This is a genomic window from Qipengyuania aurantiaca (assembly GCF_019711375.1).
Taxonomy (GTDB): Bacteria; Pseudomonadota; Alphaproteobacteria; order Sphingomonadales; family Sphingomonadaceae; genus Qipengyuania; species Qipengyuania aurantiaca.
Map to the genome: position 1 here is coordinate 1,152,204 of NZ_CP081295.1, position 23,306 is coordinate 1,175,509.

The 23,306-nt window shown below is 63.7% G+C and carries 21 protein-coding genes and 1 tRNA gene; 11 read left to right on the top strand and 11 right to left on the bottom strand.

What is annotated here, in order from left to right; translation table 11 throughout:
- Window positions 1-3 precede the first annotated feature (3 nt).
- The 10 genes from K3148_RS05705 to K3148_RS05750 form a co-directional block, all read right to left on the bottom strand.
- Window positions 4-960 (bottom strand): M48 family metalloprotease, encoded by a 957-nt coding sequence (locus tag K3148_RS05705; RefSeq protein ID WP_221426337.1) that lies wholly within the window; start codon window positions 958-960, stop codon window positions 4-6.
- A gap of 2 nt (window positions 961-962) precedes the next feature.
- A complete protein-coding gene (locus tag K3148_RS05710) occupies window positions 963-1,649 on the bottom strand; it encodes a DsbA family protein (protein ID WP_221426338.1) in 687 nt (228 codons plus the stop codon).
- Window positions 1,650-1,667: 18 nt separating this feature from the next.
- On the bottom strand, window positions 1,668-3,050 hold the full coding sequence (locus K3148_RS05715; RefSeq protein WP_221426339.1) for a M48 family metalloprotease: 1,383 nt from the start codon (window positions 3,048-3,050) through the stop codon (window positions 1,668-1,670).
- Between the two features lie 11 nt (window positions 3,051-3,061).
- Complete coding sequence (locus tag K3148_RS05720; protein WP_221426340.1) at window positions 3,062-3,967, bottom strand: alpha/beta hydrolase; 906 nt, start codon at window positions 3,965-3,967, stop codon at window positions 3,062-3,064.
- An 11-nt stretch (window positions 3,968-3,978) separates the two neighbouring features.
- A complete protein-coding gene (locus K3148_RS05725; protein ID WP_221426341.1) occupies window positions 3,979-5,097 on the bottom strand; it encodes a phosphatase domain-containing protein in 1,119 nt (372 codons plus the stop codon).
- A 61-nt stretch (window positions 5,098-5,158) separates the two neighbouring features.
- On the bottom strand, window positions 5,159-7,312 hold the full coding sequence (locus K3148_RS05730; protein WP_221426342.1) for a hypothetical protein: 2,154 nt from the start codon (window positions 7,310-7,312) through the stop codon (window positions 5,159-5,161).
- 107 nt (window positions 7,313-7,419) lie between these two features.
- Window positions 7,420-7,875 (bottom strand): DUF2141 domain-containing protein, encoded by a 456-nt coding sequence (locus K3148_RS05735; RefSeq protein ID WP_221426343.1) that lies wholly within the window; start codon window positions 7,873-7,875, stop codon window positions 7,420-7,422.
- Window positions 7,872-8,588, bottom strand: coding sequence for a sterol desaturase family protein (locus K3148_RS05740; protein WP_221426344.1), 717 nt, complete (start codon window positions 8,586-8,588; stop codon window positions 7,872-7,874). The genes K3148_RS05735 and K3148_RS05740 overlap by 4 nt, the downstream gene beginning before the upstream one ends.
- A gap of 62 nt (window positions 8,589-8,650) precedes the next feature.
- The gene (locus tag K3148_RS05745; protein WP_221426345.1) at window positions 8,651-9,136 is read right to left on the bottom strand and encodes an MmcB family DNA repair protein; all 486 of its coding nucleotides are present in this window, start codon (window positions 9,134-9,136) and stop codon (window positions 8,651-8,653) included.
- Between the two features lie 60 nt (window positions 9,137-9,196).
- Complete coding sequence (locus K3148_RS05750) at window positions 9,197-9,595, bottom strand: hypothetical protein (protein ID WP_247711657.1); 399 nt, start codon at window positions 9,593-9,595, stop codon at window positions 9,197-9,199.
- Window positions 9,596-9,706: 111 nt separating this feature from the next.
- Here K3148_RS05750 and K3148_RS05755 point away from each other — a divergent pair.
- The 5 genes from K3148_RS05755 to K3148_RS05775 all read left to right on the top strand — a co-directional run bounded on the left by K3148_RS05755 (window position 9,707) and on the right by K3148_RS05775 (window position 14,781).
- A tRNA-Arg gene (locus K3148_RS05755) sits at window positions 9,707-9,783 on the top strand.
- Between the two features lie 361 nt (window positions 9,784-10,144).
- Window positions 10,145-11,368, top strand: a complete 1,224-nt coding sequence (locus K3148_RS05760; protein ID WP_221426346.1) for a lipopolysaccharide biosynthesis protein — start codon at window positions 10,145-10,147, stop codon at window positions 11,366-11,368.
- A gap of 311 nt (window positions 11,369-11,679) precedes the next feature.
- Window positions 11,680-12,690, top strand: coding sequence for a glycosyltransferase family 2 protein (locus K3148_RS05765; protein WP_221426347.1), 1,011 nt, complete (start codon window positions 11,680-11,682; stop codon window positions 12,688-12,690).
- Window positions 12,691-12,859: 169 nt separating this feature from the next.
- Window positions 12,860-13,888, top strand: a complete 1,029-nt coding sequence (locus K3148_RS05770) for a diacylglycerol/lipid kinase family protein (RefSeq protein ID WP_221426348.1) — start codon at window positions 12,860-12,862, stop codon at window positions 13,886-13,888.
- A complete protein-coding gene (locus K3148_RS05775) occupies window positions 13,885-14,781 on the top strand; it encodes a hypothetical protein (RefSeq protein ID WP_221426349.1) in 897 nt (298 codons plus the stop codon). The genes K3148_RS05770 and K3148_RS05775 overlap by 4 nt, the downstream gene beginning before the upstream one ends.
- A gap of 3 nt (window positions 14,782-14,784) precedes the next feature.
- Here K3148_RS05775 and K3148_RS05780 read toward each other — a convergent pair whose 3' ends face one another.
- Window positions 14,785-15,282, bottom strand: coding sequence for a DUF2141 domain-containing protein (locus K3148_RS05780; protein ID WP_221426350.1), 498 nt, complete (start codon window positions 15,280-15,282; stop codon window positions 14,785-14,787).
- A gap of 261 nt (window positions 15,283-15,543) precedes the next feature.
- Between K3148_RS05780 and rpe the strand changes: the two genes are divergently transcribed.
- The 6 genes from rpe (at window position 15,544) to dxs (ending at window position 23,246) form a co-directional block, all read left to right on the top strand.
- Entirely contained in the window at window positions 15,544-16,206 is a 663-nt protein-coding gene (gene rpe / locus K3148_RS05785) for a ribulose-phosphate 3-epimerase (RefSeq protein WP_221426351.1), read from the top strand.
- Window positions 16,203-18,233: a heparinase II/III family protein gene (locus tag K3148_RS05790; RefSeq protein ID WP_221426352.1), complete on the top strand. Its 2,031-nt coding sequence runs from the start codon at window positions 16,203-16,205 to the stop codon at window positions 18,231-18,233. The genes rpe and K3148_RS05790 overlap by 4 nt, the downstream gene beginning before the upstream one ends.
- 8 nt (window positions 18,234-18,241) lie before the next feature.
- Complete coding sequence (gene purH, locus K3148_RS05795) at window positions 18,242-19,828, top strand: bifunctional phosphoribosylaminoimidazolecarboxamide formyltransferase/IMP cyclohydrolase (RefSeq protein WP_221426353.1); 1,587 nt, start codon at window positions 18,242-18,244, stop codon at window positions 19,826-19,828.
- Between the two features lie 232 nt (window positions 19,829-20,060).
- Entirely contained in the window at window positions 20,061-20,741 is a 681-nt protein-coding gene (msrA, locus tag K3148_RS05800; RefSeq protein ID WP_221426354.1) for a peptide-methionine (S)-S-oxide reductase MsrA, read from the top strand.
- Window positions 20,742-20,778: 37 nt separating this feature from the next.
- The gene (locus K3148_RS05805; RefSeq protein ID WP_221426355.1) at window positions 20,779-21,246 is read left to right on the top strand and encodes a Fur family transcriptional regulator; all 468 of its coding nucleotides are present in this window, start codon (window positions 20,779-20,781) and stop codon (window positions 21,244-21,246) included.
- A 77-nt stretch (window positions 21,247-21,323) separates the two neighbouring features.
- Entirely contained in the window at window positions 21,324-23,246 is a 1,923-nt protein-coding gene (dxs, locus tag K3148_RS05810) for a 1-deoxy-D-xylulose-5-phosphate synthase (RefSeq protein WP_221426356.1), read from the top strand.
- Window positions 23,247-23,306 lie beyond the last annotated feature (60 nt).

Below are 23,306 nucleotides of genomic sequence, written 5' to 3' on the forward strand. Positions count from 1 at the left end.
CGCCTAGTCGGCGGCGAAACGGCTCGCCCAGTCGGCCTCGCCCGGCTGCCAGCGGTTGCGTGCGACCTGTGCTTCTAGGATGGCGATCTCCTCCTCGATCATCTGCAACCGCTCGTCCCACCCGTCATGCGTGCGCTTGCGCAGCAGGCCGCCCGAATGCTTGGGCCCCCAAGCGCGCATGAACTGTGCCGCACCCTGCGGATCGTATCCCGCGTTGAAAAGCAGCCACGGCATCATCCTGTCGGCCACGCGCTCGCTTTCGCGCGTTTCGTCCATGCCCCAGTCTTCCGCGAGCTTGCGTGCGGGATGCGCGAGGACGACATGGGCCAGTTCGTGCGCGACGGCCGCGGCAAAGGCGTCCTTCGAAAGGCCGAACGCCATGAAGCTGTCCCCGAAGAACACGGTTTCGTCTCCGGCATAGGCGCGCTTGCCGGGCTCGAGGCGGAAGGTGGCGGTGCAGGTTTCCACCCCTCGCAGGCTTACCTCGCCCACAGGTCCGGAAAACTGCAAGTCGATCACGCCGTCGGCAAGGCTGGTTGCCATGGCTTCCTCGATGCGCAGGGTGCGTTCCACGCTTGGCTGGGTCGGCGTGAAACGCTCTTCCAGCGGCGTCCCGTCGAGCGCGAAGATCGTGCGGTTGACCTGCGCACCGGCCGTCGCGGCAGGCGAACCTGAGGCTACGGCCTGAACGCCGATATCGCCTTCCAGCGACAGGGCGCGGCGTACCTCGTCGCTGCGGGCGTAATTGCTGGCATCGTGGATGAGCAGTCCGATCGAGGGCTCGCCGCGGCCGCAATAGGCCCGGTTGGCCCGCGCCAGCTGCCAGCCGGTATCGAAGAGCCGTCCTTCACGCTGCTGGAACACGGCCAGCGGATTGTCCGCATCCCCGGCGGATAGAGGGGTTGCTGCGCAACTCAGCGCCAGGGCGGCGAGGCCCGCAAGGCGTGCGCGCAGGCCCATCGTCAGCCTTCGTCTTCGGCCATTATCTCGCGCAGCTGCTGGTAACCGACGGCGCCTTCGAAGACGGTATCGCCATAGACCCAGCTCGGCGTGCCGGTGAAGCCCAACTGCCGGGCGAAGGCCGCGTTTCGCGCCAGTTCGCCAGTGACCTCGTCCGAGGTGCCGAAGCTGCGGGCCGCCTCCATGTCGATCCCGGCCGTGCGGGCAGCGGCGGCGATATTCTCCGCCGTCGGCGTGCCGAGCGCGAAGAGCGCGTGATAGAAAGCGTCGTACTTGCCCTGGTCGGCGGCGGCGAGGCCCATGCGTGCGGCTGCCTCGCTGCCATCGAAGATCGGCCATTCGCGCACGACTACGCGAAGCTCGGGATCCTCGGCGATCAGCCGGTCGACGTCCTCCACGCTTGCCCGGCAATAGCCGCAGCCATAATCGGTGAACTTCACCAGCGTCTTCGACCCTTGGGGATTGCCCAGCACCGCGCCTTCGAAGGGGCGTTCCAGATTGGACGCCACCGAGGCGAGGCGATCGCGCGATTCTTCCTTTTTCCACGCGTCGATCATCTCGGGCAGGATGTCGGGATTGGCGAGGAGATAGGAACGCGTCTGCGTATCGCCGAGCCCGCTATAGTTGAAGGCCGCAGCTCCGGCGAAGCCGCCGAGGACGGCAATCAGCACGGTCAGGAGGTATTTCATGGAGGTCTTTCGTCTATCCTAGCGCCGGCGCCCGTCGCATCGCGCGCGCTTCATGTCGCACAATTGCTCCATCAGCGCACGCGCTTCCATCGCAATATCCTGTGCGCGAAGCCAGTCGGGCGATCCGTAGGGCAATTGCGCCTCAGCCGCCTGCGCACTGCGCAGGGCAAGCGGGTACTGGCGGCTCATCACCTGCTGTTCGGCGCTGGCGAGGCGGGCGCGCGCCATGTCGCCGCGCGCGGCGTAGACCACGCCCAGCTGGTACCACGCAAAGGGATTGTAGCGGTCACGACCAACGGCGGCGCGCAGGACCTGTTCGGCCTCTTCGTAATGCGTTTCGTCCTCGGTCGCGATCAAGGCGTGACCCAGCATGGAGGCGATCAGCGGCTCCGAAAGCGTGAGGTCGCTCGCCTGCCGCAGCGGAACGATAGCCTCATCGGCACGCCCCGATTCGAGCAGGACCTGCCCTTTCAATTCGAGGAAATAGGGATCGGTGGGCGAACGGGCGATCAGCGTGTCGGCCGCGTCGAGCGCGCGCTCGATCCGCGCTTCCTTGTGATAGGCATAGGCGCGCGCCAGCAGCGCCGGCGTGGACGTGTCGCTTTCCGGATAGTCGCGGAAGGTGGCCTCCGGCTTGGCGGTGTAGCCCTGCAGCTTGGCCTTCACGCGGGCGAAGCGTGCTTCCCAATCCTCGTTGAGCGGAGTGTCCCACGCAGGGTCGACGACATAGGTCTCGCGCAGCTTGGCGATACGATCGCCTGAAAGCGGGTGGGTGCGGTAGAAGCCGGCTTCGTCGTCCTGGCGAATGCCGCGGCGGAACTCCTCTCCCAGCAGCTTGCCGAAAAAGGCGAGCGAGCCCTTGCCGGTAATGCCTGCGTCGGAGAGGTATTGCGCGCCTGCCGCGTCGGCGCTGGCTTCCTGCGTGCGGCTGAACGACAGGAACTTGTTCATCGCGGCCTGCTGGCCGGCGGCCATGATCCCCATCGCCGCCTCGCCGCCGCCGGCAAGCGCGGCGCCGATTCCGGCCAGCATCGAGAGGATCGAGATGCGGCTGGCGGCCTGGTAGCCCTCGCCGATGCGGATCACGTGACCGCCGGTGACATGGCCGAGCTCGTGGGCGATGACGCCCTGCACCTCGTTCGCGGTATCGGCCGCATCGATCAGGCCCGAATGGATATAGACCACCTGTCCCCCGGCGACGAAGGCGTTAATCGACGGGTCGTTGACCAGAACCACATCGACATTTTCCGGCTCCAGCCCGGCGGCCTCGACCAGCGGGGCAGAAATGTCGCGCAGGAACGCTTCGGTCTCGGCGTCGCGCAGGATCGATTGCGCCGCGGCGGGCTGCGCTGCAAAGAGCGACAGCGCGAGAAGGGCGAGCAAATGGGTGAGAAGGCGCATCGGGGCGGAGCCTAAGGGCTTCCGGCCTGAACCGGAACTGAAACCTGCGCGGCCATGAAGGCACTCACCCGGTCGAACACCAGCGGATCGCGCCGCCAGGGGTTGGTCAGGGCAAGCAGCGGGTCGTTATGGGTCTTGCCGGGAAGGTACAGCGTCTCGACCCGCGCCCCGGCCTCGCCCAGCGCTTTTTCCAGGGCGCGCGAATTGCGGATGCGCACCACCGTATCGTCCTCGCCATGGACCAGCAGCATGGGCGGCGCATCGGCGCGCGCATGGTTGACCGGCTGACTTTCCGCACCGGCACCGACGCTCCCGAACGCCGCGCGGCTGCGGTCGGTGTCGAAGGGGTAGAAGTCATAGGGCCCGGCAAGGCCGACTACCCCGCGAATGGCGCTGGACGGCACCTGTTCCTTCGCCAGCCAGCGCGGCTCCAGAGCCACCTGCGCTACGTTATAGGCGCCGGCGGAATGGCCGGAGAGGAAGATGCGCTCCGGGTCCCCGCCGAAATTTGCAATATTGCGATGCGTCCAGCCGACGACGGCGGCCGTGTCTTCGAGCATGGCGGGGTATCGCCCCGGCTCGTTCATCCGGTACCCGCCGAGCACCACGACATAGCCGTCCGGCGCCACATTCCGCGCGATGAAGCCGTAGTCGACGGGGCTGCCATGCGCCCACGCCCCGCCGTGGAAGAAGATGAAGACCGGTAGCGGCGCATCGCTGTCCTTGGCGCGATAAACGATCAGCCGCTGCTCTTCATGGTTGCCGGTGCTCGCCTGGTGGACCTTCTCGACGCCCGAGGCCGGTCCTGCAACGCTGTCGATCGTGTCGAGCACGGCAGGCGCGTTTCGCTGGAGCGCGATCCACAGCGCGAGCCCTGCCAGCAGCGCAAACCCGATGAGGATGGCGAGCGTCCACACGATGCGCCGCCTCACGCCTCGACCTCGACGCTTTCGGTGGTTTCGCCCTTGCCCACCGAATCGACGATGGTGCGTGCTTCGGCATCTTCGAGCAGGCCGATCGAGGCGAGGAACTTCTCGCCCTCTTCATATCCCTCTCCCAGCCAAAGCGGGATATTCGCGGCCTTGAGCGCAGCCTCGGCGGCCAGCTCTTCGGGGCTCATCGCCTCGCCCACCTTGCGGATGAAGACGGCGCGGACGCGGTGGGGGTTGTCGACCGCAATGGCCGAAAAGGCGGTGAGGTCGCCCTGCGAATCGTCGCCGAGCAGGGCGAACTTGATGTCGGGATAGGTCTCCAGAATGCCCTCGATCGCCGCACGCTTGTGCGCGCCGTGGCTGGAGGAGCCGAAGGTCTCGCGGTTGAGCCCCCAGTCGCGAAGGCTGATCGGCCCCAAGGGCAGGCCGCGCCCCTTCATGTAGGTGACGAGGTAGGAGAACAGGTTCCACGGGCTCGACGACACGTAAAAGAAAGGCCGGCGCGAGGCGGGTTGGTGGTCGCCTGCATGGCCCTTGCCCTCGGGGAGCCCTTCGTTGCCGCCCAGCGCGTTGTAGAACATGTCGGCTCCGGGAACGAGGATGCGTTCGGAGGGCATCTGCATCAGCACGCGGCGCCAGTTGCGCAGGACCGCGCGGAAATTGCCCGTGATGCCGGTTTCGATGATCGTGTCGTCGATGTCGGAAATCATCGCGAGTCCGGTGGATTCACCGGGGGCGAGGATATGGCCATCGACGCATTGTTCGCCCGCGCCGTTCTTCCAGTGAAAGGTCACCGTCTCCCAGGCCGGATGCTCTTCATAGGGCCAGTCGCCCTCAAGCCGGATGTCGAAATGGACGAAGCCTTCCTTGTCGCTGACCCCCTGGTGGCGGCGCGTTTCCCCGGAAGGCGAGCGCACTTCCAGCTCGACCGGCAGTTCCTTCACCTCGTGGCTCGCGAACTGCGCCATCATGGTGCGCATCGCCCGCCACTTGCCGCGCTTTTCGAATTCGCTTTTGCGCGCGCGCAGGGCGCGGACAGTGACGAACAGGCGCTCCCGGTTGCGATAGCCGAAATAGGGCTGGATGCGGACGGGTGCTGTGGGGAGAAAAGGCATGGGGCGGATCGCTAGCCTGCGATCCGCCCCATCCTCAAGTGTTTAGTATGGGTAGACGGCCTTACTTGGCGGCGAGCTTGAGCGCAGCCGTCTCCATCAGGATGCTGTCGTGCGGCACTTCGCCGACGATCTCGGTGCCGCCATTCGCGGTCCGGCGAACCATGACCAGCGCCATCTCCGGGCCCTGTTCGGGCAGGATATCGACCGGCAGGTGCTCGATAACATTGCCGCGCTGCCCGGCATGGGCCTCGGCCGCGATTACCGCCTTGATGCTGACATCGAAAGCGCGTCCGACCGCTTCGTAAAGCGCGCGGCGGCTGAGATCGTCCGTGCTGCGCGCGGCCTCGGCAAGGTCGCGGACGGCTGCTTGCAGGCCGACGAGACTGTCTTCCTGTGCGGGCACGGTGGTGGCGGGCAGGTCCTCGGAAACCGGTGCGATTTCGTCTGCCGGCACCTCGTCAACGTCCACGCTCTCGGCTTCGATCTCGACCGGAGATTGCTCGACCTCGGTGTAGGTTTCTTCGGCCTGCACCACGTCTACTTCGACAGCGGCCTGATCGGCGACTTCTTCGAGAATAAGCTCTTCGCCGAGTTCGAGCGGCTCTTCCTCTGCAACCGGTTCGATCACCTCGGCGACAGCTTCCTCGGTGAAGCTCTCGGCCGTTTCGGTCTCTTCGACGACCGGCGCATAGCCGTAGACATCGTCTTCGACGCGCTGGCCCTCGACGGGCTCGTCGTATTCGTAGGCGGCGTGTTCCTCGGCTTCTTCGGCCTCGGCATCATAGGGCTCGGGCGACAGCAATGTGTCGACCGAAGGCGCCTTGGGCCGGAACAGCTGGCGTGCGTCGACCCGTTCTTCCTCCTCCTCGGCTGGCGTGTCCGTTAGGGTTGCAAGATCCACGGTCTTCTTGCCGCGCGTTCCGGCGTTGACCAGCGAGAGGAGGCGGCTGTTGAGGTCGATATCGGCGAGCGGATTCACCAGGTCGTCGACATCCTCGCCTTCGGGTTCTTCGTCGTCCCATTCGGGCAGGCCGTAATCGGCCGCGGTGGTGATGCCGCCGGTGGCCGGTTCGTCGGATTCCTCTTCCTGCGCCGCGCCGCCGATCGGATTGCCGAGCGCGTCGACCAGGCGGTCGCGTTTGCGCGGAGCGGCGTCGTATGCGTAGGCCGGGGCGGCTTCGACGTCGGGTTCGACGGGCGCCTCATAGGATTCGCTGCCTTCGCCGACATAGCCTTCTTCGCCGTAGAGCGGGGCGTAGTCTTCCTCATCCTCTTCGCTTTCGGCGCCGACATAGCCGTCTTCGCCATAAAGCGGCTCATGCTCGTCTTCGCCTTCCACCTCGCCTGCCGGCTGGCCGAAGCTGGGAGCGGGAAGGTCTGCAAAATCGCTTTCACCGGCCTCGTCGCCATCGCGCAGTTCGAGGATATTGACGTCGCGAGCCCAGGGATCGGCCACCTGCGCCTCTTCCGGCTCGATCGGCTCGGCAACCGGTTTTGCCTCGGTCTTTGCCGCGCGGTGGAACTGGACGATCTCGGCCACGGAGCTCGGAGAGGCGTGCTCGATCGTGTCGCGCACTTCGCTCGGCTCGTCCTGCACGACCGGGGCGCTGGCCTCCATCGCGCGGTCGATTTCTGCGAGCAGTTCGTCGGCGGTGCGGCTGTCGGCCACTTCCTTCCAGTTGATCACGGCGTAGACGAAATCGATCGTGTCGTGATCGCTCGAGTAGGGCAGCAGGATGCCGCGATAGGCGACCTTCTGCCCCCTGGCGTTGGTGCACTCGTCCTCGAAGGACACCGGACCTTCTTCGGAGACGACCTTCAGGTAGTTGTCGGCAATGCGCGCCAGCAGCGAATCGCGCGGGATGTCGCCCAGCTCTTCGACGAGGTCGTGCATGCGGCATTCGCCGCGCAGCTCGGAGCCGATGAACTGGACCGTCGGCGTGGTGCTGCCGGTCGAGAAATCGAGCAGGACCGAATAGGGGCCGAAATCGCCGAGGAACTCGGGTTCGAGATCCTCGATATGCGGCAGGGCCTGGCCGCCGAGCAATTCGGACCAGTGGTTGAAGGCGCGCACCTGCATGCGGCGCTCGTCCTGGCCGACGGGCGAGGGCGGTGGGTTGGAATGCGCGCCGTGGTCTTCAGCGCGATCTTCAGCGTGATCGTCGTATTCGCCTTCGCCATCGAACGAATCGAATGTGCCGCCTAGCCTGTCCATTGCTTCAAATGCCCCCGGAAACGAGTGGTTATCGTCTCCGGCTATGCGCGCAGCGTGCTGAAAAAATGGTTAAGGTTAATCCAATCCTGCCGCGGCAGGGCCCTCCGTCAGAGCATGTAGCGCATGCGGATGGTCATCGCCTTGTCCGCTTCGTCGATAGCGAAGACGGCATCGGAAAAGCTTGGCGGTCCCATGCGCACCGGCGCGTCGCGCGAAAAGCCGAAGCCTTCCTTGGGCATCATGCCGAGCGCGCGGTCGGCCTTGCCGTTGTCGTTCTCGTCATGGAGCAGCGCGATGGCGTAGCGCCCGGGCGTGACATCTTCGAAGGTCAGCGTGAGCTTGCCCTCGTGCGCCTCAACGATGGCAGCATGGGCGCCCGCGACGCCGCGACATTTGGGAAAGCTCTTTTCCGCAGTGGTCATGCAGGCGCGCACGACGCCTTTGGCGTTGCGCAGATTGGTAACGGTGACGGTCACGCTCGCGCCCTCCTTTGCCGGGGCCGGAGCGGGCGCGCCCGCGCCCAGCGCCAGGGCGGCCAGCGGGAGCAGGGCAGGGCGCGTCATATGCGCTCGCTCAGACCCTTGTCGGTTCTGCAAAGCCGGTCCCAATGCCGGAAATAGAGGCCGTAATTGCATCGATACTCTTCGTGATGTCGTTGGTGGTGGCTCGCCGTTATCAGCCATCCTCCTAACCTCGAGTGAACCAGCGCGCGAGGAAACATTTCCCAGCCCATGTGGTTGGTGACGCCCATCACCGTCATCACCAGCAGCACGAGGCCGAGCATAGTGACGTGGATCGGCACGAGGAACACGAGCAGCGGGATCACCATGGCCCCGGTGATCGCTTCCCACGGATGGAAGCTCATCGCGGCCCAAGCCGTCGGCGGACGGCTGGCGTGGTGGACCGCATGCATCGCCTTAAACCAGCGCGGACGGTGCATCAGCCGATGGGTCCAGTAGAACCACGCGTCATGTAGGAGGAGGTAGAGCAGCGGCGCCAGCGGCAGGTACCACAGCGGCATTGCGTCCGATTCGGTATAGATGCGGGTCCAGCCGCGTTCCTGCCATCCCCAGGCGACGATGCCGGCCGGTATGCCGTAGATCGCGGCGGAGGCGAGCGACCAGCCGATCTCGCTGCGGATCTGCTTTCCGAGCTTTGCGTGGTATCCCGGCAGCCGCCGATTGGTGGCGAGCGCGAAGATACCGCTCGAGGCGAGGTAACGCAGCGCGACGATGGCGGTCATCGCCGCGGCGGAAAGGAGGATCGCAGTCCACATGGTGGCCTATGCTATGCCGCAAAGCGGTTGGCGTTAACAACCGCCTCTATTCGCTGTCACCCCTATTCGCTGTTGCCCCAGGGCGCGCAATGCGGGTCGGCGCCCACGGTCGCGCGGCGCATGGCGGCGCGGGCGATCCGCTCCACCTCGGTCTTGCGGCGTGCGGCGGCAAGCGGCTGGAGCGGGGCGGGGCGGACGATCTCGCCGTCATAGCCATCGGCCACCACGATGCCGCAGCAATCGGGGCGATAATCCTCCTGGTCGAGCACTGCGCGGTCGAGATGCGGCGGCAGGCCCCAGTAAAAGCGGTCGCAGAAATCGAGATAGTCGGGCCATTTCCCGTCACCCAAGAGGTCGCCGCGCTGGACCTTGACCTCGACGATCACGATCCGGCCCTTGGGGTCGAGCCCCATCAAATCCGCGCGCCGCCCGTTGCGAAGGGGCATTTCTGGTAGCAGCCACACGTCGTTGCGCGCGAACAGGCGCTGGATACCGCGGCAAACGCTGCCTGCGTCGGGAAGGGTGTCGATGACAGGAGAATCGCTCATGCCGATCGAATGGAACAGAATAAGAACGCGGTCAAGCCGCGCGGCGATGATCTGCCGGGCTTATTCTTCCGGCACGAGCGCCAGCACTGCGAAACGCGCCGTGTGGAATTCGCGCCAGAGCGTGAGTGCCGCGCTGGTCGTGTCCTGCCCCTTGGCGGTCAGCGCGAGCAAAGCGCGCAGGCCCGGCTGCATCACCGCAGCAAGGTCGTCGATCCCGCGCCGCGCGAGCTCAAGCTGCGTACCGCTCTTTGCCACCGCGCGTTCGGGCAGGGTGCGGATCGCATCGGATACCTCTTCCTCGCCGAGCTGGGCGAGGATCGCGACCGCCGCGGCCGCTTCGTGCACCGCGTCCCATTGCACCGCCAGCGCCGCCGGCTCGCTCAGCCGCGCATCGGGTTCGCCCCGGGCCGGGAGCATCGTCGCAAGCGACAGGTCGAATTCGTGGGACATAGCGCTCATGGCAAGGCACGCTACGCGCCCCCGCTTGCCAAATTCCTAACGCGCGATTCAGCAAATGCGTTTTTTCTGGCAGGCGCGCCAGCGGCTTGCTAAGCGCCCCCGCCACGGCATGCACCCGTAGCTCAGCTGGATAGAGCGCTGCCCTCCGAAGGCAGAGGCCACAGGTTCGAATCCTGTCGGGTGCGCCACTCTTGAATTGACGCCGGAACGCGAGAAATTTGGATAGGCTGTGTGTCGTGCAGGGCGCCACCGTCTTAGATCCAGTAAGTTCATGATTAGTTCGCGCGACTCTTGTTTCGGTCTCGCTACCAACATGTTCGACTCACTGCCGCCGCAACGCCACTATAACCTAGGCCGCTAGGCGCAGGCATTGGCAGATCGAAGCTGTACCGCGACCCAAGAGGAGAACCTAAGCTTCGTGTTTCCCTCCGCCCAAGTCGGCGCTAAGGGAGGTGTGTGTCACAATCTTCCTCATCGGTGCGAGCCAGGTTTCTTCGTGCGACTGCTAGCGGCGGAGCGATAAAGGCTTTCGGGTTAGGTCTAAATTTTTTGTTCCTGTTGGTTTTTTCTAACCGACTTTCTGCCGACGACTTTGGTTATTTCGGAACTGGTTTGGCCGCAGCAGCCCTGCTTTCGAGTCTTTTAGGACTTGGTTATTCTGAAACAATACTACGTTCGGGACCGAACTACATAGTTAAGAAGGAGGCGAAGAAGCTAGCGGTGTTGCTGCGAACCTCTCTCATCCATATCGGTACAGTCACTTTAAGCGCGACGGCCCTTGCTTTTGCCGCACACTATATAGCAGACCTTGCCAATTTCCAATTCAACAGTTCAAAACTCACCGCAATAAACTACGTAGTTGGGGTAATCTTGTTGGGCGGATTGCTGGCCTATGGCGATGTTCTTGCTGCCTGCTGGCGAGCGAAACGTTCAAACTTTTTGGCGCTAGCTCCGCGCGAGGTTGTTTGGCGGCTTGTTTGCATTGCCATTGTTGGCTTAGTCTATACACCTACGTTAATCGGAGCTATCTTCTCGATAGGCGCCGTTTTGAGTATGGTCCTATTAATTCAGGCGGGTGTATTGAGCGCTAAGTTACCGCGCGCTTCTTTACTTCCATTCGCAAAATACGAGGATTATTCAAAGCGTTTCTGGGGTCTTGCCGTACTTCAAAAGCTTAAGGCAAACATCGGTACTTTAGTTGTCGCAGCTTTATTGGGGCCTTTAGAGGCGGGAATATTTTTTGCAGCTGACCGCATTGCAAAACTTTCAAATTTTGGATTGGAAGCGACTAACCTTACTACTTCTCCGGAAATTTCGCGCGCGTATGCTGAGGGTAGACAGCAAAAGATGTTGACTTGGGTCATCACAGCATCAGTTTTCGCGTTTCTATTCTGGCTTGTATGCATGATGGCCATCGTAGCTTTTCCAGAGAGAATTCTGTCGGTTTTTGACCCCCTCTATGCACAGGGTGCGGGGGTGTTGGTTATAATAGCGCTGTCTTACGGGGTGAGTAGCGCAACAGGCCCCAATGGGGTGCTATTGAAAATGACAGGGCATGAGAAACAAGTGCTGAAGATCAATATTGCTTGGTCTTTTCTTGCGCTGGCACTTTTCCCCTTCGGCACTTTCGCAGGAGGCTTATTGGGGGCGGCGCTGGCAGACGCATTGATTAGGACAGGGGTGAACCTACATACCGCTTTCGTAGCAAAACGTTTGGCAAATTGTCCATTTCTGCCGGCCGTTAGGTTTCGACAAATTTTCAGTAAGCAATAATCACCTTCCCGATGAAGGCGTTCGAACGCGACGCGTTTCTCGCGGCGCAACTTCCGCCTGACGAGATGCTAATTACCCCTGAAGACGAATGTACAACCGGACAGTTTGTATGCGGGGCCGCGAATAAGTTCACAACCTAGTCAACCACCGAAATGATGCAAAAAAGAAAAGGAAATGGGCCCGTTACTAATGTGAGCTCGAAGGCACTACCTAAGCGCCAATTCATCCCACCAAGCAGCCCAGCCCCAATCATCGCGGGGTAGCTTTCGTCATTCAAGGTATTGTTGAAGGAGCGAATTAAGGACTTTGCAATGGACATTCCGAAAGTTAGCATAATTTTACCGGTTTATGGCGTTGAAGAATACCTGAGGGAGTGCTTAGATTCCATTCTTTCGCAAGATTACACGGATTTTGAAGTCATAGCAGTAAATGATTGCTCTCCTGACAAAAGTTTGGAAATTCTTCGGGAATATGCGGCGCAAGATCGTCGTATATGTGTAGAAAACCTTCCAAAAAATGTGGGTTTGGGCAGGGCGCGCAATGCTGGATTCGGCAAGGCCCGCGGCGAATACGTTTGGTTTATTGATAGTGATGATAGGCTGCTGCCCCAAGCCTTAACACTCTTGATTGGTCGCGTAGAGGATACTCATGCAGATGTAACTATTTGCGGATGGTTGAGAAGCTATCCTGACGGCACGGTCGAAAAACCTCTGGCGCTTTTGCATTTGAGTAATGCTCCCGATGAATTTACGGTCGCATCATACCCTCAAATCCTTCAAGTCTTTCATGTGGCGTGGAACAAAATTGTAAAGCGCGAAATTTTGCGAAATCATTCGATCGATTTCGAAGAGGGATGGTACGAAGACATCGATTTTACCTATCCACTTCTTGCTCGTGCAGCTTCGATTTCGACTCTCCCAGAGCCTTGCGTAAGCTATAGACAGGAACGTCAAGGTTCAATTTTGGCGACTAGAAGCGACAGGCATTTCGAAGTTTTCGATCATTGGGAGCGGGCTCTCGGCAGACTAGAGGGAGCAGAGTTTGATCACATCAGAAGCTTGCTAGTCCCTCGCTTGATAGATTCACTTTTGGCGATCCTTTTCCATCCTGGACGGTTACCATCACGGGATACCCGACGCTTCCTCAAGCAATCATCGAGTTTCATCCAGCGCTGGCAATCAACTGTGACGAGTGTAGGGTCGCTGGATAGGGCGGCTGTCAATTGGATGAAGCGCGGAAAGGTGAGGCTTCTATATTTGCTGTGGCGATTGCGACGCCTCGCGCTACGAGCCAAACTGGAGATGAACTCGCGATTTCGATGAGGGTACAGCGCCCGCTTTGGATGTTCAGGTCAGGTGAGAATGTGGATTACACGGACTCGTGTCCTGCTGGCCGATTGGGCAGTACCCGCGCGCTCCTAGTTGCGAATGGAACCACCTCCAACCTCGCCAAAGCCGCCGAAACCGCCTAGACCCGCGGCGAGAGCCAGCCATGGAGCGCGAAATCTACCAGTTCGACGATCTTCCCGACCACGCCGGGGCGGACATTCCGCAGGCGAAGGGCTCGGTGCGTGAACAGCGGATCGGCGTGATTTTCAACGCGCGCAGTCACCACAACAAGGGGCGCGAACCCGATTTCGGGAACCGCTCGGACGTGACGGTCGTCCGCCCGGACACGCGCCGGGACATCGCCGTGGCGCTGGCCGATTTCGCGCGATCGGGCGTCGAATTCCTCGTTATCAGTGGCGGCGATGGCACGGTGCGCGACGTCCTCACCATGGGGCAAGCCGCCTTTGGCGAGAACTGGCCGGAGCTGGCGGTGCTGCCCCGCGGCAAGACCAACGCGCTCAACGTCGATCTCGGCAGCCCGCGCGACTGGTCGCTAGCCGGAGCGATCGCGGCCTTCGAAGATCGCACGCAGGGCCGCCGGGTCCAGCGCCGTCCGCTTGCCGTGAGCAGGGTCGGTAACGAGGAGCCGCCCATGCTCGGTTTCATCATGGGCGCAGGCGCGTTCACGCTCGGTGTCGATGCCGGGCAGGACGCGCACAAGATCGGCTTCTTCAATTCGCTCGCGGTGGGGATGACCAGCGCCTGGGGCGTGCTGCAGGCGCTCTTCGGTAGCGACGCCAATATGTGGCGGCGCGGCGCACGGATGGAACTCGAATACCTGCCCTCGGGCGAGCCCCTGCCGCATTCGCGCCATGGCGATCCGGCGCGGCGCAATATCGTGCTTGCCTCCACGCTCACCACCATGCCGCTCGACATCAAGCTGTTCGGCAAGGGCCAGGGCGATATCCGCCTGCTGGTGCTCGACCATCCGCGCCGCCGGGTGCTGTTCTCCGTCCCGGCAATCCTCGCCGGCTGGCATCCGCGCTGGCTCAAGGCGGCGGGCCTGCACCATTTGTCGGCCAAGGGCTTCGCGATCACGCTGGATTCGCAGTTCATCCTCGATGGCGAGCATTTCCCGGGCGGCAGCTACCGCGTCGAACAGGGCGCGCCGCTGACCTTCGTCGCCGGGTGAGCGAGACGCTGCACGAGAGGGTCGCAGCGGGCCTGACGCGCGCGATCCGTCCCGAAGTGGCCGAATACGCGCGTAAGCTGGGCGAAGCGGTCGGGGCCTGTGCGGTGCTGTTCTATGGCTCCAATCTGCGCACCGGATCGCTTGAGGGCGTGCTCGATTTCTATGTCCTCCTGCCCGGCCCGCAGCAGGACCGTATCTGGCCGCGCGTGAGCTATCGCGAATGGGAGCGCGAGGGCGAAGTTCTGCGCGCAAAGATCGCGACCATGAGCTTGGAAAAATTTGCCGAGGCTGCGATTGGAGAGAGTCGCGATACGACGATCTGGACGCGCTTCGTCCAGCCGAGCGCGCTGATCTGGGCGAGCGGCGACGACGCTCGCGACCGGACCTCGAAGGCCGTGGCGCAGGCGGCACGCACCGCTTCGCGTTTTGCCGCGGTTCTCGGGCCGGGAAAAGGGTCGGCCGAAGACTATTGGCGGGCGCTTTTCCAGGCCACCTATCGCGCGGAGTTCCGGGTGGAGAAACCGGGGCGTGAGGATTCGATCCTTTCGGTCAACACCGCGCATTTCGAAGGCTTGCTGCCGCTAGCCTGGCAGGCGGAGGGCATCGTGTTCGAACGGCATGACGGGATGCTGGAGCCAAAGCTAGATCCTGGAACTCGCGCCCGGACTGCCAAGGCGTGGAAGCAGCGCGAGCGAACAGGCAAGGCGCTCAATATCCTCCGCCTCGCCAAGGCGACCACCACCTTCGAGGGCGCCGCGCGCTACGGCGCGTGGAAGCTGGAACGGCACACGGGCATCGCGTTGGAGGTCACGCCCTTCCGAGAGAAACACCCACTGCTCGCCATGCCCGGCGCGGCCTGGGACCTTTGGCGCGCGAAACGCCGTCGCGATTAGGCTTTAGCGGTAGCGCATCCGGATCGAGATATTCTCGACCCCGCTGCCGACGTCGAAGCCGACTTTCTTGTAGCTCGGCTTGCCGAGGTTGAAGATGTTGATGCTGGGGTTGTTCGACATCGCACCGCCATCGCCGAAGATATCGGTTTCGCCATCCCCGTCGAGATCGTGCCGCACCGCGATGCCATAATGGCCTGCCTTGGGCAGCGGCATGCAGAAGCGCATCGTGCCCGCCTTGGCCGGCGCCTCCATGCGGTAGATCCAACGGCCCTTCTCCAGCCAGTCGGCCTTGGTGGCGCGATAGGACTGGATGCGGATCGTGCCCTTGCTTTCCTTGATATCGGTCACCGAAACCATGACGGCGGGACCCTTGCCCGCCGCGCACTTGCCGGGATCGTGCGCGATCTTCTCGCGGTACTGGGCCTGCGCCGGAACGGTCGCCGCAAGGCCGGTGATGGCCAACGCTGCGCCCGCGGTGATAGCTGCAATCTTGCTTTTCATGTCGAATGCCCCGTCAATCTTTCGTCTGCGCGCTCATCCGGGCGCGCCTCTTCGGCGGCGAAGGCCGCCGTTGGTTAGGGATGTATCTAGAGATGACACGCTTAATTCGGGCTGAATTGATCGGGCGCGTCGATCCGTCTGGCAATCGCTTCCCCAAGTCGGTCGCCGGTGGATAAGCCTGCGGACAAGCTTGTGGAGTGGCGGTCGAGACGGGTATTTCCCGCTCGCGCACGCACCCCTTTCAACGCCGGACAGGGCTCTATGACCGCTCCGCTGATTTCTCCTAGCATCCTCTCCGCCGATTTCGCACGGCTGGGCGAGGAGGTCCGCGCGGTCGATGAGGCCGGGGCGGACTGGATCCATATCGACGTGATGGATGGCCATTACGTGCCCAATATCACCATCGGTCCGGCCGTGGTGAAGGCGTTGCGCCCGCATACGAAGAAGCCCTTCGACGTCCATTTGATGATCGAACCGGTCGACCCTTACCTTGAGGCCTTTGCCGAAGCCGGCGCGGACATCATCACCGTCCATCCGGAAGCTGGCCCGCACATCCACCGCACGCTGCAGGCGATCAAGAACCTCGGCAAGCAAGCGGGCGTGGTGCTCAACCCGGGCACGCCTGCCAAGATGCTCGATTACCTCATCGAGGAAGTCGACCTCGTGCTGGTGATGAGTGTCAATCCCGGTTTCGGCGGACAGAGCTTCATTCATTCGCAGCTGCGCAAGATCGAGGCGATCCGCACGATGATTGACGAGGCAGGCAAGGACATCCGCCTCGAAGTCGACGGCGGGGTCGACCCGACCACTGCGCCGCTGTGCGTCGAGGCCGGTGCCGATGTGCTGGTTGCCGGATCGGCCACTTTCCGCGGCGGGCCCGATAAATACGCTTCCAACATTGCTGCTCTGAAGGGGCAGGGATGAGCGAGGGGCAATCCGACCTTCTCAGCGCCGCACGGGACGATGCCGGGCACGAGGTCCAGGTCGCCCTGCCGCTGTTCGACGATCCCGAGCCTCTGGTGGAGGACGAGGAAGAGTCCGACCAGATCGATATCGAAGAGGCGATCGAGGCGGCAACATCCGTGCCTGCGCCCGAAACGGTTTCCGAGGCCAATATCGCGGTCGAGCCCGAGCCGGTTGCAGCGAAGCCTGCCCCTGCAGCCAAGGCCGCACCCAAGCCGCCCGAGATTCCGGTGCCCCAGCCCGAGATCGATCCCGAGCCGCTCGAACCGGCGCGCGCGCTCGTGCCGGCCGATTTCGCCCTTCCGCATGGCGGCGCGCTCGATGCGCTAATCCGCTGGGGTTACAAGATGGGCGTGCCCGGCTCGGTGCTCGCCGCGCCGCTGCGCAAGCCCGCCCGTCCGCGCTTCCTCGCCATGGTCGAAACCCCGCTGGCGGGCGACCGCGTGGCTGGCATGTCGCTGCGCGCGGGCCAGATGCAGGTCGCCGGGCTGAAAGTGCCGGTGGCGAAGCTCGATTTCGGCTCGCCCTCCAAGCTGACCGAGCCGTTCGTGCGGGCGGTCCACGGCTTCATCTGGATGCGCGACCTATCCTCCTGCGCGCCGCGCGGCCAATGCGCGGATACCTCGGGCGCGATCTTCGAGAAGTGGCTCGCCAAGAACTCCACGCCGGGCAAGGGTCCGGCGTGGGATGTCGAACTTGCGGGCCTGCGCCTCCTCAACTGGCTGGTGCATACGCCCGTGCTGCTTTCGGGCGAGGGCGAGAGGCTCAAGACCCCGCTGCTCGAAGCGATCGAGACGACCGCGCGCTGGCTCGATCGGCAGGTTGCGAGCGGCGAGGACCGGATGGCGCAGGTCACCGGCTGGACCGCCATCGTGGCGGCCGGCCTGCTGCTTCCCGACGGCAAGCCGCGCCGCTTGCATGGCGAAGCCGGATTGCTGCGTACGCTGGGCGAACTGGTGAGCGACGATGGCGGAGTGCTTTCGCGCAGTCCGACCGCGCAGGCGCAGGCGATCGCGCTGCTGACCGATCTTCGGGCCTGCTACGAGGCGGTCAAGGAAGAGACGCCGACGGTTCTCGATTCGCTGCTCGGCCTGCTCGTCCCGGCGTTGTTGTCGCTGCGCATGGGGGACAAGGGGCTCGGCAGCTGGCAGGGCAGCGCCGCCATGAGCGAACCGGCGCTCGACGCACTGGTGACCGCCAGCGGTGTGCGCGCACGGCCGATGGTCGATGCGCGGCACTGGGGATACCAGCGGGTCCGCGCGAAGGACGGCGTGCTGGTGATTGATGCCGCCCCGCCGCCCAAGCCGCGCCACGCGCGCCACGGCTGCGCTTCGACGCTGGCCTTCGAATTTTCGCATGGGGCCCAGCGGATTGTCGTCAATTGCGGCGGCGCGGAGCTCGCCGGGGCGCTGGTGCCTGCGCGGATCGAACAGGGGCTGCGCGGGACTTCGGCGCATTCCACGCTCGTGCTCGACGAAGCGAACTCGACCGCCGTTCTCCTGCACGGCCAGATCGGGAAGGGGGTCGAGGAAGTCGATTTCCACCGCGAGACGGTCCACACGAACGAACGCAAGGCGGCCAAGCTGGAAGCCTCGCACAACGGGTATGTCGCACGCCACGGGCTGCTTCACCGGCGTATACTCATCCTGTCGGACGACGGGCAGGAGCTGCGCGGCGAGGATGTGCTCGAACCCTCCACCCGGAAGGGGAAACGCGGCAAAATCGGGTTCGCCATCCGCTTCCACCTCGGGCGCGGGGTAGAGGCCAGGCTGACCGAGGATGGCATGGGCGTCCATCTGGCGCTGGCCGACGCAAGCTACTGGCAATTCCGCCTCGCAGGCTCTAGCGGCGAGGCGCACTGCGCGCTGGAGGACAGCCTCTGGGTCGATGGACAGGGCCGTCCGCATGGCACGCAGCAGATCGTGGTCGAAGGCATGGCCGCTCGCAGCGGGGAACGCTTCCCCTGGCTGCTCAAACGCATGGGGTAAGTTTTCTGATGTCGGATGTGGCGATCAAGCGGGCACTTCTCTCGGTGTCCGACAAGAGCGGTTTGGTGGATCTGGGCAAGGCGCTTGCCGCCAAGGGTGTCGAGCTGGTTTCGACCGGCGGTACGGCCAAGGCGCTGCGCGAAGCCGGCCTTGAAGTGAAGGACGTCTCCGACCTCACCGGCTTTCCCGAAATGATGGACGGCCGCGTGAAGACGCTGCACCCGATGGTCCACGGCGGCCTTCTCGCCGTGCGCGACAATCCCGAGCACGCCGCCGCCATGGACGAACACGCCATTGGCGCGATCGACCTCGTGGTGGTCAATCTCTATCCCTTCGAAGCGACCGTCGCCAAGGGCGCGGAGCGCGACGAGATTATCGAGAACATCGACATCGGTGGGCCTTCGATGGTGCGCAGCGCGGCGAAGAACCATCAGTTCGTCACCATCGTCACCGACCCCGCCGATTACGACTCGCTGCTGGGCGAGCTTGAAGCCAGCGGGGCGACCAGCCTCGACTTTCGGCGCAAATGTGCGGCCAAGGCCTTCGCTGCTACGGCGGCTTACGACAGCATGATCAGCCAGTGGTTCGCATTCGCCGACCAGCAGCAGATGTTCCCCGACTTCCTCGCGGTGAACGGCAAGGCCCCGGTGGAGCTGCGCTATGGCGAGAACCCGCACCAGAAGGCGGCGCTCTACACCCCGGTCGGCCCGCACGGCAAAGGCATCGCGCAGGCCGAGCAGCTGCAGGGCAAGGAACTCAGCTACAACAATTATAACGATGCCGACGCCGCGCTCGAACTCTGCGCGGAATTTGCCGGCGGCGAACCGGCTGTCGTGATCGTGAAGCACGCCAACCCCTGCGGCGTGGCGCAGGGTACGAAGCTGATCGACGCGTGGAACGAGGCGCTGCAGTGCGACAGTGTTTCGGCTTTCGGCGGCATCGTCGCGGTCAACACAGAACTCGATGGCGAGACTGCCGAGGCGATCTGCCAGATCTTTACCGAAGTCGTCATTGCTCCGTCCGTTAGCGATGCCGCACGCGAGGCGTTTGCCAAGAAGAAGAACCTCCGTCTGCTCGTCACCGGAGACCTGCCCGATCCGCGTCGCGGCGGGCTGCTCGTCAAGCCGATCACCGGCGGGCTTTTGGTGCAGACGCGCGACAACGGCGCGATTTCACAAGCCGATCTCAAGGTCGTCACCAAGCGCGGGCCGACCGAACAGGAACTCAAGGACTGCCTCTTCGCCTGGACCGTGGCGCGCCATGTGAAGTCCAACGCCATCGTCTATGCGAAGGACGGCGCGACGGCAGGTATCGGTGCAGGCCAGATGAACCGCCGCGACAGCTCGCGCATCGCAGCGATCAAGGCCGCCGAGGCCGCCGAGAAATACGGCTGGGACCAAAGCCGCGCCGTGGGCAGCGCCGTGGCTTCGGACGCCTTCTTCCCCTTCGCCGACGGCCTGCTGGCTGCTGCCGAGGCGGGCGCGACCGCGATCATCCAGCCGGGCGGCTCGATCCGCGACGAGGAAGTGATCGCCGCCGCGGACGAACAGGGCCTCGCCATGGTGTTTACCGGAATGCGACACTTCCGGCACTAGGGAGGCTCGGCGGGGGCGAAAAACCCTCCTGAACGCCGCACAACCAAGCCATTCAGCGCCTTTACATCGGGCGAAGTGTAACCACGTGGGATAAGTCCACGAAAGAATACGACATGAACCTCTTCAGCCCCGACCTCTATCGCAATTTCGGCATCGGCTTCCTCGCCGGAACCCTTGTCGTTGCTTTTTCCAACGGGACGGAAATCGTCTCGGCCATCGCGGCGGTCTTCTGATGCGCCGCGCCGCCCTATTGATGGCGGCAGGCGCGCTGACCTTCGCTTCCGCCTGCCAGCAGCCCGCCTTCGCCGCCGAAAAGGTCGTCGAGGCACCCGCCGCTGCGCGCAAGGCCAGCGAAGGCAAGGGCCTCAAGACGGCGATCTTCGCCGGTGGCTGCTTCTGGGGCGTCGAGGCGGTGTTCAGCCACACCAAGGGCGTGACCAGCGCCGTTTCGGGCTATCACGGCGGCACGAAGCGTCAGGCCGATTACAGCCTCGTATCCTCGGGCGTGACCGACCATGTCGAGGCGGTGAAGGTCACCTACGACCCCAGCGTCGTGCGCTATGACGAGCTGCTGCGGATCTTCTTTTCGGTTGTGATCGACCCCACGCTCAAGAACCGGCAGGGCCCCGACCGCGGCGCGCATTACAACGCAGAACTGATCCCCCTGTCCGCTGAGCAGCGTACCGTGGCGCGAAGCTACCTTGCCCAGCTCAGGAAGAGCGGCAAATGGGACGCGCCCATCGTCACCAGCGTCGAGCCGGCCCGCACCTTCTACGCCGCCGAAACCTATCACCAGGATTTTGCCGCGAAGAACCCGCGCCACGGCTATATCCTGCGTTGGGACGCGCCCAAGGTGGCGGCCCTCAAGCGGCTGTACCCCGCGCTCTACCGGGCCGAGTTCCGCCGCAACTGACTTGCGCCCGCGCGCGGCGCGTCTTACCTCCTGACCCATGGCAGGACACGTACACGCGCATCACGAACATTCGGGCGACGATCTCATCGACGCCGCCCGCCTCACGCTGACCGACGCCGGCGAGCAGTGGACCGGCATGCGCCAGTCCGTGTTCGAGGAACTCGCGCGGCACGAGAAGCCCGCCAGCGCTTATGACATTGCCGACAATCTCTCGGCCGCGCGCGGCAAAAGGGTCGCGCCCAACAGCGTCTACCGCATCCTCGACCTCTTTGTGCGGACCAATCTCGCCAACCGGATCGAGAGCGCAAACGCCTATCTCGTGAACACGCACCCGGGCTGCCGCCACGACTGTATCTTCCTGATCTGCGACGATTGCGGCAAGGCCACCCATATCGACGACGACCGTGTCACTGGCGCCCTGCGCGACGCGGGCAAGGACGCGGGCTTCACCGATGTCCGCCCCGTAGTCGAGCTGCGCGGCTTGTGCGACGATTGCGCGGCCTGAGGGTCAGCGCCGGACCGTGCATTTTCAGCGGCAAACCGTTCATCGACAGTTCGGAAATCCGCGTGTAGAGCATTCGTATGAGTGAACGCCCCCATACCCCCCTGCTCGACACGGTCGACACCCCCGCCGACCTGCGCAAGCTGAAGCAGGAACAGCTCCGCCAGCTCTCCGACGAATTGCGCACCGAGATGATCGACGCGGTCGGACAGACCGGCGGCCACCTCGGGTCGGGCCTTGGCGTGGTCGAGCTGACCACCGCTATTCACTACGTCTTCGATACGCCGACCGACAAGCTCGTGTGGGACGTCGGCCACCAGTGCTATCCCCACAAGATCCTGACCGGTCGCCGCGACCGTATCCGCACCCTGCGCCAGGGCGGGGGCCTATCCGGCTTTACCAAGCGTGCAGAGAGCGAATACGATCCCTTCGGCGCTGCGCATTCCTCGACCTCGATCAGCGCAGCGCTCGGCTTTGCGATGGCGAACAAGATGCAGGGCCGTCCGGGCCGCGGCATCGCGGTGATCGGCGACGGCGCGATGAGCGCCGGCATGGCCTATGAGGCGATGAACAACGCCGAACAGGCGGGCAATCGCCTGGTGGTGATCCTCAACGACAACGACATGTCGATCGCGCCGCCGGTGGGCGGGCTGTCGGCCTATCTCGCGCGGATGGTGTCATCGAGCGAATATCTCGGCATCCGTTCCATGGCCTCGCGCATCGCCAAGAAGCTCGGCCGCCGCGTCTGGGGCGGGCTCGAGAAAGCGGAAGAATACGCCCGCGGTATGGTGACCGGCGGGACCATGTTCGAGGAACTCGGCTTCTACTACGTCGGCCCGATCGACGGGCACAATCTCGACCACCTCATCCCGGTTCTGGAAAACGTGCGCGACAGCGAACAGGGCCCGGTGCTGATCCACGTCGTCACCAAGAAGGGCAAGGGCTATGCCCCGGCCGAAAACAGCGCCGACAAGTATCACGGCGTTGCCAAATTCGACGTTGTGACCGGCGAGCAGAAGAAGTCGAGCGGCGGACCGCCCGCCTACCAAAATGTCTTCGGCGAAACGCTGGCCAAGCTCGCCGACAGCGATCCGCGCATCTGCGCCATCACCGCCGCCATGCCCTCCGGGACGGGCGTCGACAAATTCGCCAAGGCGCATCCCGACAAGGCCTTCGACGTCGGCATCGCCGAACAGCACGGCGTGACCTTCGCCGCCGGCCTTGCCGCGGAAGGCATGCGCCCCTTCGCCGCGATCTATTCGACCTTCCTCCAGCGCGCTTACGACCAGGTGGTCCACGACGTGGCGATCCAGAACCTGCCCGTGCGCTTCGCCATCGACCGCGCCGGACTCGTCGGGGCCGACGGCTGCACGCACGCCGGCTCGTTCGACATCACCTATCTCGCCACCCTGCCCAACATGGTCGTGATGGCCGCCGCCGACGAGGCGGAGCTGGCGCACATGACCTATACGGCGGCCGAGTATGACGACGGCCCCATCGCCTTCCGTTATCCGCGAGGGAGCGGCACGGGCGTCGAAATTCCCGAGCAGCTCGAGAAGCTCGAAATCGGCAAGGGCCGCATCGTGCGTGACGGCAGCAAGGTTGCCATCCTCTCGCTCGGCGCACGGCTGGAGGAGGCCAAGAAGGCCGCCGACCAGCTCGAAGCCAAGGGCCTTTCGACCACGGTCGCCGACATGCGCTTCGCCAAGCCGCTCGACACCGCACTGATCGAAAAGCTCATGCGCAGCCACGAGGTGGTGGTGACCATCGAGGAAGGCGCCGTGGGCGGCCTCGGCGCCCATGTCCTGACCTTCGCCTCGGACGAAGGCCTGACCGATGGCGGTCTCAAGGTCCGTACCATGCGCCTGCCCGACATCTTCCAGGACCAGGACGATCCGACGAAGCAGTATGACGAAGCCGGCCTCAACGCGCCGCATATCGTCGACACGGTGCTCGGCGCGCTGCGGCACAACAGCGCTGGCGTGGAAGAGGCGCGGGCCTGATCGTAATGAAAGCGGAGCGGTATCGCTTTTCGGGAGGAATGGGAAAGTGATGACGAAGCG

Coding starts and splice junctions, on each gene's coding strand:
- K3148_RS05705 (WP_221426337.1), bottom strand. CDS start 960: ATGGGCCTGCGCGCACGCCTTGCGGGCCTCGCCGCCCTGGCGCTGAGT.
- K3148_RS05710 (WP_221426338.1), bottom strand. CDS start 1,649: ATGAAATACCTCCTGACCGTGCTGATTGCCGTCCTCGGCGGCTTCGCC.
- K3148_RS05715 (WP_221426339.1), bottom strand. CDS start 3,050: ATGCGCCTTCTCACCCATTTGCTCGCCCTTCTCGCGCTGTCGCTCTTT.
- K3148_RS05725 (WP_221426341.1), bottom strand. CDS start 5,097: ATGCCTTTTCTCCCCACAGCACCCGTCCGCATCCAGCCCTATTTCGGC.
- K3148_RS05730 (WP_221426342.1), bottom strand. CDS start 7,312: ATGGACAGGCTAGGCGGCACATTCGATTCGTTCGATGGCGAAGGCGAA.
- K3148_RS05735 (WP_221426343.1), bottom strand. CDS start 7,875: ATGACGCGCCCTGCCCTGCTCCCGCTGGCCGCCCTGGCGCTGGGCGCG.
- K3148_RS05740 (WP_221426344.1), bottom strand. CDS start 8,588: ATGTGGACTGCGATCCTCCTTTCCGCCGCGGCGATGACCGCCATCGTC.
- K3148_RS05745 (WP_221426345.1), bottom strand. CDS start 9,136: ATGAGCGATTCTCCTGTCATCGACACCCTTCCCGACGCAGGCAGCGTT.
- K3148_RS05750 (WP_247711657.1), bottom strand. CDS start 9,595: ATGAGCGCTATGTCCCACGAATTCGACCTGTCGCTTGCGACGATGCTC.
- K3148_RS05765 (WP_221426347.1), top strand. CDS start 11,680: ATGGACATTCCGAAAGTTAGCATAATTTTACCGGTTTATGGCGTTGAA.
- K3148_RS05770 (WP_221426348.1), top strand. CDS start 12,860: ATGGAGCGCGAAATCTACCAGTTCGACGATCTTCCCGACCACGCCGGG.
- K3148_RS05780 (WP_221426350.1), bottom strand. CDS start 15,282: ATGAAAAGCAAGATTGCAGCTATCACCGCGGGCGCAGCGTTGGCCATC.
- rpe (WP_221426351.1), top strand. CDS start 15,544: ATGACCGCTCCGCTGATTTCTCCTAGCATCCTCTCCGCCGATTTCGCA.
- K3148_RS05790 (WP_221426352.1), top strand. CDS start 16,203: ATGAGCGAGGGGCAATCCGACCTTCTCAGCGCCGCACGGGACGATGCC.
- purH (WP_221426353.1), top strand. CDS start 18,242: ATGTCGGATGTGGCGATCAAGCGGGCACTTCTCTCGGTGTCCGACAAG.
- msrA (WP_221426354.1), top strand. CDS start 20,061: ATGCGCCGCGCCGCCCTATTGATGGCGGCAGGCGCGCTGACCTTCGCT.
- K3148_RS05805 (WP_221426355.1), top strand. CDS start 20,779: ATGGCAGGACACGTACACGCGCATCACGAACATTCGGGCGACGATCTC.
- dxs (WP_221426356.1), top strand. CDS start 21,324: ATGAGTGAACGCCCCCATACCCCCCTGCTCGACACGGTCGACACCCCC.